The sequence below is a fragment of the Streptomyces sp. NPDC090445 genome (genome assembly GCF_044769385.1).
Taxonomy (GTDB): Bacteria; Actinomycetota; Actinomycetes; order Streptomycetales; family Streptomycetaceae; genus Streptomyces.
The window spans coordinates 515,944-528,665 of the sequence record NZ_JBIVXV010000002.1 but is presented as its reverse complement, the minus strand read 5'-3'; the positions used below and the strand labels follow the sequence as shown (position 1 = coordinate 528,665).

Genomic DNA, 12,722 nt, shown 5'->3' with positions numbered 1-12,722 from the left:
CTGGAGACACGAGGTCGTGCTCCCGTGGTAACCCCTCCCGGCGGCCCCCCGCCTGCTGATGCCGTGTCAGGCCACGTGGTGCGGTCGGTGTTCCCGCAGGTCACAGCAGCGGATTGGGTCGTTCGGGTGATTCGGTCCGTCCGGGTGACCGGGCGTGGCCCCGCACCCCGGGCCGGGCCCCGGGAAACCGCGCCGCAGCGGTGCGTACGGTGGAGGGGCAAGGGGAGGCCCGGGACCGGGTCCAGGTCCCGGAGAGGGAGGGCGCCGTGACACCAGCGACCGGCGGAGGTGGCGGCCGGTGACCGCCGAACTGCCCTTCTTCGTGTACGGGACCCTGCGGCCCGGCGAGGTCAACCACGCCCTGTTCCTGCGCGGCCGCACTTCGGCCGAGGAGCCCGCCCGGCTCCCCGGCGCGCTCCTGTACGACGGCCCCGGCTACCCGTACGCCGTCCGGCGGACGGGGTCGGAGATCGTGGGCGAGCTGATCACCGCGGCGCCGGGCGCGTACGGGCCGCTGCTGGCCGAACTGGACCGGCTGGAGGAGTACCACGGCCCCGGACTGCCGGCGAACCTCTACGACCGGGTCCGGTGCGACGCCGTCCGCCCCGACGGCACGCGCACCGCCGCGTGGGTCTACCTGGCGGCCCCGCCGCTGGCCCGCAGGCTGCGCGAGTCGGGCACGGAGATACCCGGCGGCGACTGGCTCGGCCGCCGGCAGCCCGGCGCCTGCCCGGCCCCTCCGGCCTTGTAGCCCCTGCCGCGCTGACCGTTCCGTTCCGTTCCGTTCCGGCCGCGCTGCCCGTTCAGCTCCGGCCGCTTCCGCGGTGGCTACAGCCCCTCGGCGCCGCGGTTGCGCAGCCGCTGCCCGTACTGCTGGAGGACCCACAGCTCCTCCTGGACCGCCGCCAGTTGCTCCGGCGGCGCCTGCGACCCCAGCCGGGCCATCGTGCCGGTGATCTCATGGACCCGGCGGTCGACCGCGCGCAGCCGGACCTGGACCAGCTGGACCCCGGCGTAGCCCTCGTCCACCGTCCGGGAGCGGATGGCCTCCACCGCCAGCTCGGTGACCAGCGCGCGGACGGTGTCGTTCGGCGCCGCGTCGCGGACCCGGGCCAGGTAGTCGCTGCCGCCGGGCGAGACGCCGCCCGCGTCCAGGATGGCCTGGCGGACCGCCGCGTACGGCGGGGCGGTGAACTCGTCCACCCCGTACGCGTCGAACGCCGGCGAGACCAGCTCGGGCCGCTGCAGGGCCAGCTTGAGCAGCTCGCGCTCCGTCACGTGGACCGGGTTGCGCAGGTTGAGCGCGGGACCGCCCGCGGGGGCGGCGGGCGCCGGCACTGCCTCGTACGAGCGGCCCGGGCCGGCGGCCGGCGGCCGGTCCCTGTCCCGCTCCCCGGGGCCGGTCCGGCCGCCGCGCTCGCGCGCCCAGCGGGCCAGCTGTGCGACCCGCTTGACCACGAACTGCTCGTCGCGGATGCCGAGCATGCCCGCCAGCTGGACAGCCGACTCGTGCTGGATCGCGATGTTCTTGATGCCGGCGACGACCGGGGCGGCCTCGTCGAGCGCGGCCGCCCGGCCCGCCGGGTTCTCCAGGTTGTGCCGGGCCACGATGTGCCGCAGCGCGAACTCGAACAGCGGGGTACGCGACTCCACCAGCGTGGACACGGCCTCGTCGCCCTGGGCCAGGCGCAGGTCGCAGGGGTCCATGCCGCCCGGGGTGATGGCGATCGAGGTCTCGGCGGCGAACTTCTGGTCGTCCTCGAAGGCGCGCAGCGCGGCCTTCTGCCCGGCGGCGTCGCCGTCGAAGGTGAAGATCACCTCGGCGGTGGCGTTGTCCATCAGCAGCCGGCGCAGGATCTTGACGTGCTCGCCGCCGAAGGCGGTGCCGCAGGTGGCGAGCGCGGTGGTGACCCCGGCCAGGTGGCAGGCCATCACGTCGGTGTAGCCCTCGACGACGACCGCCCGCGAGGTCCGCGCGATCTCCTTCTTCGCCAGGTCGATGCCGTAGAGCACCTGGGACTTCTTGTAGATCGCCGTCTCGGGCGTGTTCAGGTACTTCGGGCCGTTGTCGTCCTCGCGCAGCTTGCGCGCGCCGAAGCCGACGACCTCGCCGCTGATGTCGCGGATCGGCCACATGAGCCGGCCGCGGAAGCGGTCGATGGGCTTGCCGCTGCGGCTGTCCTGGGACAGGCCCGAGGTGATCAGCTCCCGGTCGGTGAAGCCCTTGCCGCGCAGGAAGCGGGTCAGGTGGTCCCAGCCGGCCGGGCTGTAGCCGACGCTGAAGTAGGCGGCAGCGGTCTGGTCGAAACCCCGCTCGGCCAGGAACCTGCGGGCGATCTCCGCCTCGGGGCTGTTCAGCTGGTCGATGTAGAACTGGGCGGCCGCCTTGTGCGCCTCGACCAGCCGGATCCGCTCGCCGCGGCCGCTGGTGCCCGCGGTGTAGCCGCCCTCCTCGTAGCGCAGGGTGATGCCCGCCTGGGCGGCCAGCCGCTCGACCGCCTCCGAGAACGACAGGTGGTCGATCTTCATGATGAAGTCGAGGGTGTCCCCGCCCGCCTGGCAGCCGAAGCAGTGGTAGAGGCCCTTGCTCGGGCTCACCTGGAAGGACGGGGACTTCTCGTCGTGGAAGGGGCACAGGCCCTTGAGGTTGCCGCCGCCGGCGTTGCGCAGCTGCAGGTAGTCGGAGACCACGGCGTCGATCGGGACCGCGTCCCGTACCGCCTTCACATCGTCGTCGTTGATCCGTCCTGCCACCCGTGAAGTCTACGGCCGGATGCGGGAAAACCCTCAGGCGCCCCGGCCCGCCACCAGCGAGCTCAGCGGAACCGACGGGTCCGCCAGGGCCTCGCGGTCGACCTGTTCCTTCGACCTGATCAGGGCCTGGATGTCGTCCGTGACGTCCCACACATTCACGTTCATGCCGGCCAGCACCCGCCCGTCCGACAGCCAGAACGCGATGAACTCCCGCTTGGCCGCGTCACCGCGGATCAGGACCTGGTCGTAGCCGCCCGCCGGGGCGTATCCCGAGTACTCCAGGCCCACGTCGTACTGGTCGGAGAAGAAGTACGGCACCCGGTCGTAGCTGGTCTCCTGTCCGAGCATGGACCGCGCGGCGGCCGGGCCGCCGTTGAGCGCGTTCGCCCAGTGCTCGACGCGCAGCCGGGTCCCCAGCAGCGGGTGGTGGGCGGCGGCCACGTCCCCGACCGCGTAGATGTCCGGGTCGGAGGTGCGCAGCGAGGCGTCCACGGCGATCCCGCCGCCGTGCTCCCGGTCGACCAGGGCCAGTCCGGAGGTCTCGGCCAGCGCCGTCCGCGGGGCCGCGCCGATCGCGGCGAGCACCGCGTGCGCCGGGAGTTCCTCGCCGGTGTCCGTGCGGGCGGCGAGCACCATGCCGTCGTGCCCGATGATCTCGGTGAGGCGCGTCTCGAAGTGGAAGCGCACCCCGTGCTCGGCGTGCAGGTCGGCGAAGAGACGGCCGATCTCCGGGCCGAGCACCCCGTGCAGCGGGGTGGCCAGCGGCTCGACCACGGTGACCTCGGCCCCGTACCCGCGGGCCGCGGCGGCGACCTCCAGGCCGATCCAGCCGGCGCCCGCGATCAGCAGGTGCCCGTTGTCCCGGCCGAGGCCGGCCAGGACGGCCCGCAGCCGCTCGGCGTGCGCGAGCCGGCGCAGGTGGTGCACCCCGGCCAGGCCGGTGCCCGGGATGTTCATGCGGCGCGGCTCGGCCCCGGTGGCCAGCAGCAGCTTGTCGTAGTGGAGGGCGGTGCCGTCGCCGAGGACGACCTTCTTCGCCTCCCGGTCCAGGTGCACGGCGGGCTGGCCGAGGTGCAGCTCGATGTCGGCGCGGGCGTACCAGGACGCCTCGTGGACGAAGACGCTGTCGCGCTCCTCCTTGCCCTGGAGGTAGCCCTTGGACAGCGGGGGCCGTTCGTACGGGTGGTCGCGCTCGTCTCCGATCAGGATCACCCGTCCCGTGAACCCCTCGGACCTCAGCGTCTCCGCCGCCTTGGCCCCGGCCAGCCCTGCGCCGACGATGACGAACGTCCGGTGTGCGTCGACCACCTGATGCCTCCTCATAACCTCACCGCCACTTGCGACCACATGCGAGCGTCCCGCACCGAGCCTGCCGCGTGAAGGGGGAGTGGCCCGATCGGATCACCCTTCGGCGCGGCGGGTGCGGCGGGTGAGCCGGGCGTGCAGGGAGCGCGCCGATGCGTCCGTCAGGCACGCGATCTGGTCGATGACGGCGCGTTTGCGGGCCCTGTCGTCCGGGGCCGCATCGAAGATCGCACGGAACTGCGGGTCCAGGCCCTCGGGCGCGCGGGCGAGCAGTGCCTCGGCAAGTTCGGCCAGGACGATGCGCTGGTCGGCGCGGAGACGTTCCTGCTCGTCGCGCTGCATGACGTACAGGTCGGCGACCGATTTGAGGACCGCGCACTCGTTGCGCGTCTCGCGCGGGACGACGAGCTCGGCGGCGTACCGGGTCAGCCGGCCGGAGCCGTACGCCTCGCGGGTGGCGCCCTCCGCGGCCAGGCAGAACCGGCCGATCAGCTGGCTGGTGGCGTCCTTCAGGCGGGCCTGGGCGACGGCCGAGCCGTCGTAGCCGTGCGGCCACCACTCCTGCTCCATCAGCCGGTCGAGGGCCTCGCGCAGCTCCTCCGGGTCGGTGCCGGCGGGGACGTACCGGCCGATCGCGACCTGCTGGATCGCGGCGCGCTCGGGCTCGGCGAACAGGAGGTTGGGGTCGATGTGCCCGGCGTGCAGGCCGTCCTCGAAGTCGTGGACGGAGTAGGCGACGTCGTCCGACCAGTCCATGACCTGCGCCTCGAAGCACTTGCGGCCGTCGGGCGCGCCGCGCCGCAGCCACGCGAAGACGGGCAGGTCGTCCTCGTACGCGCCGAACTTGACCGAGCCGGGGTCGGTGGGGTGGCCGCCGCGGGCCCAGGGGTACTTGGTGGCGGCGTCCAGGCAGGCGCGGGTGAGGTTGAGGCCGACGCTGACGGGCCGGCCGGTCGCCGGGTCGGCCGTGAACCGCTTCGGCTCCAGGCGGGTCAGCAGGCGCAGCGACTGGGCGTTGCCCTCGAAGCCGCCGCAGTCCTTGGCGAACTCGTTGAGTGCCTCCTCGCCGTTGTGCCCGAAGGGCGGGTGGCCCATGTCGTGCGAGAGGCAGGCCGCTTCGACCAGGTCGGGGTCGCAGCCGAGGGCCGCACCGAGCTCGCGGCCGACCTGGGCGCATTCCAGCGAGTGCGTCAGGCGGGTGCGGGGGCTGGCGTCCCAGTCGTACGAGCGGCTGCCGGGGGTGACGACCTGGGTCTTCCCGGCCAGGCGGCGCAGCGCGGCCGAGTGCAGCACACGGGCGCGGTCGCGCTGGAAGGCCGTCCGGCCGGGGCGCTTGTCGGGCTCGGGGGCCCAGCGCTCGGTGTCGGCAGGGGAGTAGTGGCCTCCGGGGCCGCCGGCGCCTCCGGGGCCGGCGGGGTCGGCGGGGTCGTGCGGACGGACGGGTGCGGTGCCTGCCATGCCTTCCATGGTTCGACGGTAACCGCAGGCACCGACAATCCGACCCATCCGACCCATCCGAACCCGCGGGGTCCTCAGGCGGTGGCGAGTTCCAGCGGGGTCCGGGCGTGCCGGGCGGCGAGGGCCTGGTCGTAGCGCCGCAGGACGAGGCGGGCCAGCGCCGGGTGGTCGCCGAGCGGGGCGGCCGCCGGGCCGGTCGCGGCGGCGGCGCTCTGTGCGGCGAAGCGGCCCGGGGCGGTGAAGTACGAGGCCACGGCGACCCGGTGGTGGCCGCGGGCGGCCAGGGTCCGGACCGCGTCGGGCACGGAGGGTGCCGCGGCGGAGGCGTAGGCCGGGACGACGGCCGTCCCGCCGAGGCGCTCGGAGAGCAGGGCGGCGGTGCGCCGGGTGTCGTCCGCCGCGTCGGGGTCGCGCGAGCCGGCGGCGGCGAGCACGACGGCGGTGTGGGTGTCCGGGCTCCAGCCGGCCTCCAGGAGGCGCTCGCAGAGGGCCTCGACCAGCAGCGGGTGCGGGCCGAGCGGTGCGGCGACGCGGGCGTCGGCGTGCCGGGCAGCGGCCGCGGGGAGGTCCCGCTTCACGTGGTACCCGCGGCCGAGGAGCAGGGGGACGAGCACGGCCGGGCCGGGGGCGCGCCGCAGGGTGTCGGCGAGCAGCGGCCGGTTCAGCTCGATGTGGCCGAGCCGGACGTCGAGGCAGGGGCGGAGCTCGCGGATCCGTTCGAGCAGGGCCTGCACGGCGGGGAGGGCGCGCGGGTCGCGACTGCCGTGGGCGACGGCGACGAGGGTGGGCTGCATGCGTGGACTCCGTGGGACCGGGCCCCCGGCGGGCGCAGTCCGCGCAGCTGCGTGCCGAGTTGGGCGGTGATCCGGGTCAGCAGCTCAGCGGCCGTGGCGGCGGGAAGCGGGAGGGAAGGGGACTCGGGAGGGTGCACCGGCTCCGTCATGAACTGATCCTGCGGGGTGCAGGTTGCAGGGGCGTTGCGCCGGGATGACGGGTCTTTGCAGGGTGCTCACTCGGTCAGTCGTACGGGTGAAAGAGGGGGAGGGGGGAACTCGGGCCGCGCACTTGATCGTCAATGTGTGCGAACGGTGTGCGCAGGGCGCAGGGCGCAGGGCGGCGGGGGAGATCGGACATGAAGACCACGAGGATCACCGGGACCACGGAGGAGACGAGGGCGAGGACGGCGGGGATGCCGGGGATGCGGGACCGGGTGAGACGGGCGGCGGCGGTGCTGCGGCCGCGCCTGCCGCGCGGGGTGCGCGGCAGGCGGAGGGCCGTGCAGGCGGTGATGGCGGGCTGCGTGCTGGCGCTGCTGCCGTCGGCGTGGACGCATGCGGTGGCCGCGGACCGGCTGCACGGCACGGCCGACACACCGCCCGCCGAGGTGGCGGTGGTGTTCGGGGCGGGGTTGTGGAACGGCCGGCCGACCCCGTATCTGGCCCGCCGGCTCGACGCGGCCGCGGAGCTCTACCGCACCGGCAAGGTCAAGGTCGTCCTCGTCACCGGGGACAACAGCCGCACCGAGTACGACGAGCCGGGCGCGATGCGGACGTACCTCACGGGGCACGGGGTACCGGACGCGCGCATCGTCAGCGACTACGCCGGGTTCGACACGTGGGACTCGTGCGTCAGGGCCCGGGAGATATTCGGGGTCGAGCGGGCGGTGCTGATCAGCCAGGGCTTCCACATACGCCGGGCCGTCGCGCTGTGCCAGGCGGCGGGCGTGGAGTCGTACGGGGTCGGCGTGGACGACGAGCACGACGCGACCTGGTACTACGGCGGCACCCGCGAGGTGTTCGCGGCGGGCAAGGCGGCCCTGGACGCGGCCTTCAGGCCGGAGCCGCACTTCCTCGGGCCGAAGGAGGAGGGGGTGCCCCGGGCCCTGGGCGCTCCGCGGGACTGACGCGGCGCCGCCGGGCGGACCGCTGCCGACGATCACCGCCGCGGAACCGCACCGGGCAGCCGCCGCGGACCGGTCGGGTGCGCCGCCGGGGGCGGGAAGCGGGCGGCCGGGGGCCTCACCGGGGAGCGGGGGGTGCGCTGAGGTGCCCGTTCAGCAGGTGTAACCGTCAGGCGGCGGCCCGCGTAACACCGCCGCCGCACGCTGGCTCCATGCACACGCCCGACACCGCCACCGCCACGCACTGCCCGTACTGCGCGCTCCAGTGCGGCATGAAGCTCCGCCCCACGCCGGACGGAGCCGACCCGGCAGCGGTGGAGGAGCGGGCCGACTTCCCCGTGAACCGGGGCGCGCTGTGCGGCAAGGGCCGCACCGCCCCCGCCGTGCTCTCCTCCCGGGTGCGCCTGACCGAGCCGCTCATCCGCACCCACGCCGGTCGGCTCGAGCCGGCCACCTGGGAGGAGGCCCTCGACGCCGTCGCCGCGGGCCTCGCCCGCACCCGGGGCACCCACGGCCCGGACGCGGTCGGCGTCTTCGGCGGCGGCGGGCTCACCAACGAGAAGGCGTACGCGCTCGGCAAGTTCGCCCGCGTCGCCCTCGGCACCTCGCAGATCGACTACAACGGCCGCTTCTGCATGTCCTCGGCCGCCGCCGCCCACCAGCGGGCGTTCGGCCTGGACCGCGGGCTGCCCTTCCCGCTGGAGGACATCCCGCGCACCGGCTGCGTGATCCTCGTCGGCTCCAACCTCGCCGAGACGATGCCGCCCGCCCTGCGCTACCTCACCGAGCTGAAGGCCAACGGCGGCACCCTGATCGTCGTCGACCCGCGCCGCACCCGCACCGCGGAACAGGCCGACCTGCACCTCGCGCCCCGCCCCGGCACGGACCTCGCCCTCGCGCTGGGCCTGCTGCACCTGGTCGTCGCCGAGGGCCGCACCGACGAGGAGTTCATCGCCGAGCGCACCACCGGCTGGGAGGAGGCCCGTGCGGCGGCGATGGCGCACTGGCCGGAGCTCGTCGAGCGGATCACCGGCATCCCCGTGCCGAAACTGCGCGAGGCCGTCTCGCTGTTCTGCGCCCCCTCCTCCGCGATGGTCCTCACCGCCCGCGGGCCCGAGCAGCAGTCCAAGGGCACCGACACCGTCGGCGCGTGGATCAACCTGTGCCTGGCCACCGGCCGCGCCGGCCGACCGCTCTCCGGCTACGGCTGCCTCACCGGCCAGGGCAACGGCCAGGGCGGCCGCGAGCACGGCCAGAAGGCCGACCAGCTCCCCGGCTACCGCAAACTGGCCGACCCGGCCGCACGGGCCCACGTCGCCGGGGTGTGGGGCGTCGACCCCGACGCCCTCCCGGGCCCGGGCCGCAGCGCGTACGAACTCCTCGACGCCCTCGGCACCGACGTCAGGGCCCTGCTCCTGATGGGCTCCAACCCGGTGGTCTCCGCCCCCCGCGCCGCCCACATCGAGGACCGCATCCGCGCCCTGGACTTCCTGGCCGTCGCGGACGTCGTCCTCTCCGAGACCGCGGCCCTCGCCGACGTGGTCCTGCCCGTCACCCAGTGGGCGGAGGAGACGGGCACCACCACCAACCTGGAGGGCCGGGTCCTGCTGCGCCGCCGGGCCCTGACCCCGCCGCCGGGCGTCCGCAGCGACCTGGAGGTCCTGCACGGCCTGGCGGGCCGCCTCGGCATCCAGAAGGGCTTCCCGACCGCCCCCGAAGAGGTCTTCGAGGAACTCCGCCGCGCCTCGGCCGGCGGCCCGGCCGACTACTCGGGCATCTCCTACGCCCGCATCGAGACCGAGCAGGGCGTGTTCTGGCCCTGCCCCGAGGGCTCCGCGGGGCAGCCGCGGCTCTTCCTCGACCGCTTCGCCACCGACGACGGCCGCGCCCGCTTCGTCCCCGTCTCCCACCGCGAGGCGGCCGAGGTCCCGGACGCCGAGTACCCGCTCCTGCTCACCACGGGCCGGGTGGTCGCCCAGTACCAGTCGGGGGCCCAGACCCGCCGCGTCGACGAGCTGAACGCGGCCGCCCCCGGCGCCTTCGTGGAACTCCACCCGCGCCTGGCGGCCCGGATCGGCGTGGCCGACGGCGACCCGCTCGCCGTCACCTCCCGCCGCGGCCGCGCCGTCGCCCCCGCCCGCATCACGGACGCCATCCGCGCCGACACGGTCTTCATGCCGTTCCACTGGCCGGGCGAGGGCCGCGCCAACACCCTGACCAACCCGGCCCTGGACCCCGTCTCCCGCATGCCGGAGTTCAAGGTCTGCGCGGTCCGCGTGGAGCCGGTGCGGTAGCCGCCGCGCCGGCCGGCGGCTCTCCGGCGCGAGCGCCCGCTCTCCGGCCCGAGCGCCGGGTCCTACGGCCCGAACGTCGGCCGCAGGGCCTCCACGAGCCGGCTGCCGTATGCCTTCTCGCCGGGCTCGGCCAGGTGCGGGTACTCCGCCTCGAAGTGGTCCCATTCCGTGTCGCAGTACGGCCCGGCGGCCAGCTTCTCGAAGTCCCCAAGCTCGACCTGCCGGTGCGGCAGCGGCCACTCGCCTGCCTGCAGGAACACCTGGTGCAGCAGCTCGAGGCGCAGCGGGTACCGTTCGGCCAGCAGGACGGCGTCGTACAGGTCCTTGCCCTGGGGATGCCTGTCGCTGATGATCCACAGCAGCTTCCAGGCCAGGGAGAGCTCCGGCGAGGCGGCCAGGACGACCGCCCCGCAGGCGAGTTCGAGCGGCTCCGGCTCGGCCGGCATCTGCTCGTTGAACACGAAGTCCAGCTGCACCTGCCCGCCCGGCAGGCCCGGCACCGACCACGGCAGCACCATCCGGCGCCCCGGCACCCGGTCGTACGTCCAGATGTTCTCCCACACCATGCCGGATGCCTTGGTGCCGGCCCGCCCGTCGGCCGCCAGCGCGATGCCCTCCAGCATCCGGCCCGTCCGGCCGTCCTCCATCCGCCAGGACTCGGGAACCACCACGAAGTCGAGGTCGCCCGGCTCCCGGGCCTCCTCCCCGAACCAGTGCGCGAGCAGCGTGCTGCCCCGCAGCACGAGCGAATCCGCCCACTCGGTCTCCGACACCGCCACCAGGACGGCGTCCAGGGCCGCCCGCCGCGCCCGCACCCAGGCGGCGGTCCGCTCCGGATCGTCGAAGACCGGGTCACCGGCCCGGTAGGCCCGCCGGAGGTGCTTCAGTGACGGGTCGAACACGGCCGGCTGGCGCATCGCGTCGCCCGCCACCGGGCGCAGCGTCCTGGGCAGGTCGCGCAGCTCCCGTGTCCGCTCGTCCAGCGGTTCGCGCGGCAGGTCCCAGCTGTGCCCCTCGAACTCCCGCCAGGTCCCGCTCATGCGGCAGCCCCCTCCTCGATCCATCCGTCGTCCACCGACAGGTCGCTGTCGTACAGCACGAACTCCCGTTCCTCCGAGCGTATGTCGTACCCGGCGGCCGCCAGCTCGGAGACCAGTGCGTCGCACGCCCGGCCGGCTCCTGCCGCTCCCGCCGCCCCCGCAGGGCCCCGGTACCGCTGGGTGACGAACCGTTCGTGGCTGCCGCCGTCCTCCGCGACACGCCGCGCGTTCCACGACAGGTGCGCCCCGTGCGGGGTGGCGAGGGCCTCCAGGCGGGCCCGGTCGAAGCCGACGGGGAGCAGCAGCTTGAGGTGGTGCTCGAAGTAGCCGCCGCCGGGGCCGGGCCGGTCCGTGGTCCACGGGACGGTCTCCACCTTGACGCGGACCGGGTCGAAGCCGTCGGCCCGCAGGAGCGGCACCAGGGCCTCGTGGCCGTCCCGGTCGGGCAGGGTCAGCATCGGCTGCGACACCATGCGGCCCCGGGCCAGCACGATATGAGTCACCTTCAGGCCGCGGGCTCCGGCCCACGCGTTCAGTCGTGTCAGCTCCGCCGCGTCCGGGCAGCGCAGCGTGACATGGGTTTCGTACTCGGACATGCAGACGATCTTGTCGTACATGCGTCCGGGCCGCATCGGCGTTCTCCGCGGCGGGTAACCATCCGGTCACGCACCGGGCTCAGAAAGTGCCCGCACGCCCCTCGTGGCGGCGATGTGCCGTACCCCACACTGAGGTGCGGTGCCACCGTCCTCGGAGCCCTGGAGGTCGCCCCCGTGCAGACCCGGATCCCGACCGTCAACGCGAGCCCGCCCGTCCGCGCCGTCGCGGGCCGGGCCCCGGAGGGCGGGGAGCCCGAGGCCGCCCCCGAGCCGGCGATGGAGACCGAGCCCGGCGGCGGGCCGGCCGCCGAGAACGAGAACGGGGACGGCGACGAGCCCGAGGTGCCGGAGCTGATCGAGCAGGTGCCCGAGCAGCGCCGGCGCGCTGACACCGCCGGGACGGGGCCCTCCGCCGACCTGTTCCGCCAGTACCTGCGCGAGATCGGCAGGATCCCGCTGCTCACCGCCGCCGAGGAGGTGGAGCTCGCCCGGCGCGTCGAGGCCGGGCTGTTCGCCGAGGAGAAGCTGGGCAGCACCCCCGGCCTCGACCTGGGGCTCGCCCTCGACCTGGACAAGCTCGTCGTCATGGGGCGGATGGCCAAGCGGCGCCTGATCGAGTCGAACCTCCGGCTCGTCGTGTCCGTCGCGAAGCGCTACGTGGGCCGCGGCCTCACCATGCTCGACCTCGTGCAGGAGGGGAACCTCGGGCTGATCCGGGCCGTTGAGAAGTTCGACTACACCCGGGGCTACAAGTTCTCCACCTACGCCACCTGGTGGATACGGCAGGCGATGTCGCGGGCCCTCGCCGACCAGGCCCGCACCATCCGCGTCCCGGTCCATGTCGTGGAGCTCATCAACCGGGTCGTGCGGGTCCAGCGGCGCATGCTCCAGGAGCGCGGCTACGAGCCCACCGCCGAAGAGGTCGCCGTCCACCTGGAACTGACGCCGGAACGGGTGCTGGAGGTGCTGCGCCTCGCCCAGGAGCCGGTCTCGCTGCACGCGCCGGTCGGCGAGGAGGAGGACGTCGCCCTCGGCGACCTGATCGAGGACGGCGACGCGGCTTCGCCGATGGAGTCCGCCGCCTTCTTCCTGCTGCGCGAGCACCTGGAGGCGGTCCTGTCGACCCTCGGCGAGCGCGAGCGCAAGGTCGTCCAGCTGCGGTACGGGCTGGCGGACGGCAGGCCCCGCACCCTGGAGGAGATAGGGCGCATCTTCGGCGTCACACGCGAGCGCATCCGCCAGATCGAGTCCAAGACCCTGGGCAAGCTGCGCGACCACGCCTTCGCCGACCAGCTCCGCGGCTACCTCGACTGACGGCGGGCCCGGCGCACACCGCGCATACGGCGGCCCGGCGCACACTGCGCATACGGCGGGG

10 protein-coding genes are annotated in these 12,722 nt (G+C 74.5%); 4 read left to right on the top strand and 6 right to left on the bottom strand.

All coding sequences use genetic code 11. The features are described from left to right. Nucleotides 1-298: 298 nt before the first annotated feature. Nucleotides 299-751: a gamma-glutamylcyclotransferase family protein gene (locus tag ACIQUT_RS07135; protein ID WP_403560287.1), complete on the top strand. Its 453-nt coding sequence runs from the start codon at nucleotides 299-301 to the stop codon at nucleotides 749-751. A 77-nt stretch (nucleotides 752-828) separates the two neighbouring features. Here the strand turns inward: ACIQUT_RS07135 and dnaG are convergent, their stop codons facing one another. The 4 genes from dnaG to ACIQUT_RS07115 form a co-directional block, all read right to left on the bottom strand. Then, entirely contained in the window at nucleotides 829-2,754 is a 1,926-nt protein-coding gene (dnaG, locus tag ACIQUT_RS07130; RefSeq protein ID WP_403560285.1) for a DNA primase, read from the bottom strand. A 33-nt stretch (nucleotides 2,755-2,787) separates the two neighbouring features. Further along, nucleotides 2,788-4,062 (bottom strand): NAD(P)/FAD-dependent oxidoreductase, encoded by a 1,275-nt coding sequence (locus ACIQUT_RS07125; protein ID WP_403560283.1) that lies wholly within the window; start codon nucleotides 4,060-4,062, stop codon nucleotides 2,788-2,790. 93 nt (nucleotides 4,063-4,155) lie between these two features. Then, the gene (locus tag ACIQUT_RS07120; protein ID WP_403560281.1) at nucleotides 4,156-5,526 is read right to left on the bottom strand and encodes a deoxyguanosinetriphosphate triphosphohydrolase; all 1,371 of its coding nucleotides are present in this window, start codon (nucleotides 5,524-5,526) and stop codon (nucleotides 4,156-4,158) included. Nucleotides 5,527-5,591: 65 nt separating this feature from the next. Beyond that, nucleotides 5,592-6,311: a sirohydrochlorin chelatase gene (locus tag ACIQUT_RS07115; protein ID WP_403560279.1), complete on the bottom strand. Its 720-nt coding sequence runs from the start codon at nucleotides 6,309-6,311 to the stop codon at nucleotides 5,592-5,594. 404 nt (nucleotides 6,312-6,715) lie between these two features. On the opposite strand from ACIQUT_RS07115, the gene ACIQUT_RS07110 reads away from it, so the two are divergent. Further along, nucleotides 6,716-7,420, top strand: a complete 705-nt coding sequence (locus ACIQUT_RS07110) for a vancomycin high temperature exclusion protein (protein WP_403560627.1) — start codon at nucleotides 6,716-6,718, stop codon at nucleotides 7,418-7,420. Between the two features lie 209 nt (nucleotides 7,421-7,629). Beyond that, the gene (locus ACIQUT_RS07105; protein WP_403560277.1) at nucleotides 7,630-9,711 is read left to right on the top strand and encodes a molybdopterin oxidoreductase family protein; all 2,082 of its coding nucleotides are present in this window, start codon (nucleotides 7,630-7,632) and stop codon (nucleotides 9,709-9,711) included. Nucleotides 9,712-9,773: 62 nt separating this feature from the next. Here the strand turns inward: ACIQUT_RS07105 and ACIQUT_RS07100 are convergent, their stop codons facing one another. Together ACIQUT_RS07100 and ACIQUT_RS07095 are read right to left on the bottom strand one after the other, a co-directional pair. Beyond that, nucleotides 9,774-10,751, bottom strand: coding sequence for a nucleotidyl transferase AbiEii/AbiGii toxin family protein (locus ACIQUT_RS07100; protein WP_403560275.1), 978 nt, complete (start codon nucleotides 10,749-10,751; stop codon nucleotides 9,774-9,776). Beyond that, nucleotides 10,748-11,347, bottom strand: a complete 600-nt coding sequence (locus tag ACIQUT_RS07095) for a hypothetical protein (RefSeq protein WP_403560273.1) — start codon at nucleotides 11,345-11,347, stop codon at nucleotides 10,748-10,750. Before ACIQUT_RS07095 ends, ACIQUT_RS07100 begins: the two co-directional genes overlap by 4 nt. Nucleotides 11,348-11,623: 276 nt before the next feature. On the opposite strand from ACIQUT_RS07095, the gene ACIQUT_RS07090 reads away from it, so the two are divergent. Then, entirely contained in the window at nucleotides 11,624-12,661 is a 1,038-nt protein-coding gene (locus ACIQUT_RS07090) for an RNA polymerase sigma factor (RefSeq protein ID WP_403560625.1), read from the top strand. Nucleotides 12,662-12,722 lie beyond the last annotated feature (61 nt).

Coding starts and splice junctions, on each gene's coding strand:
- ACIQUT_RS07120 (WP_403560281.1), bottom strand. CDS start 5,526: ATGGAAGGCATGGCAGGCACCGCACCCGTCCGTCCGCACGACCCCGCC.
- ACIQUT_RS07115 (WP_403560279.1), bottom strand. CDS start 6,311: ATGCAGCCCACCCTCGTCGCCGTCGCCCACGGCAGTCGCGACCCGCGC.
- ACIQUT_RS07110 (WP_403560627.1), top strand. CDS start 6,716: ATGCGGGACCGGGTGAGACGGGCGGCGGCGGTGCTGCGGCCGCGCCTG.
- ACIQUT_RS07105 (WP_403560277.1), top strand. CDS start 7,630: ATGCACACGCCCGACACCGCCACCGCCACGCACTGCCCGTACTGCGCG.
- ACIQUT_RS07100 (WP_403560275.1), bottom strand. CDS start 10,751: ATGAGCGGGACCTGGCGGGAGTTCGAGGGGCACAGCTGGGACCTGCCG.
- ACIQUT_RS07095 (WP_403560273.1), bottom strand. CDS start 11,347: ATGTCCGAGTACGAAACCCATGTCACGCTGCGCTGCCCGGACGCGGCG.
- ACIQUT_RS07090 (WP_403560625.1), top strand. CDS start 11,624: ATGGAGACCGAGCCCGGCGGCGGGCCGGCCGCCGAGAACGAGAACGGG.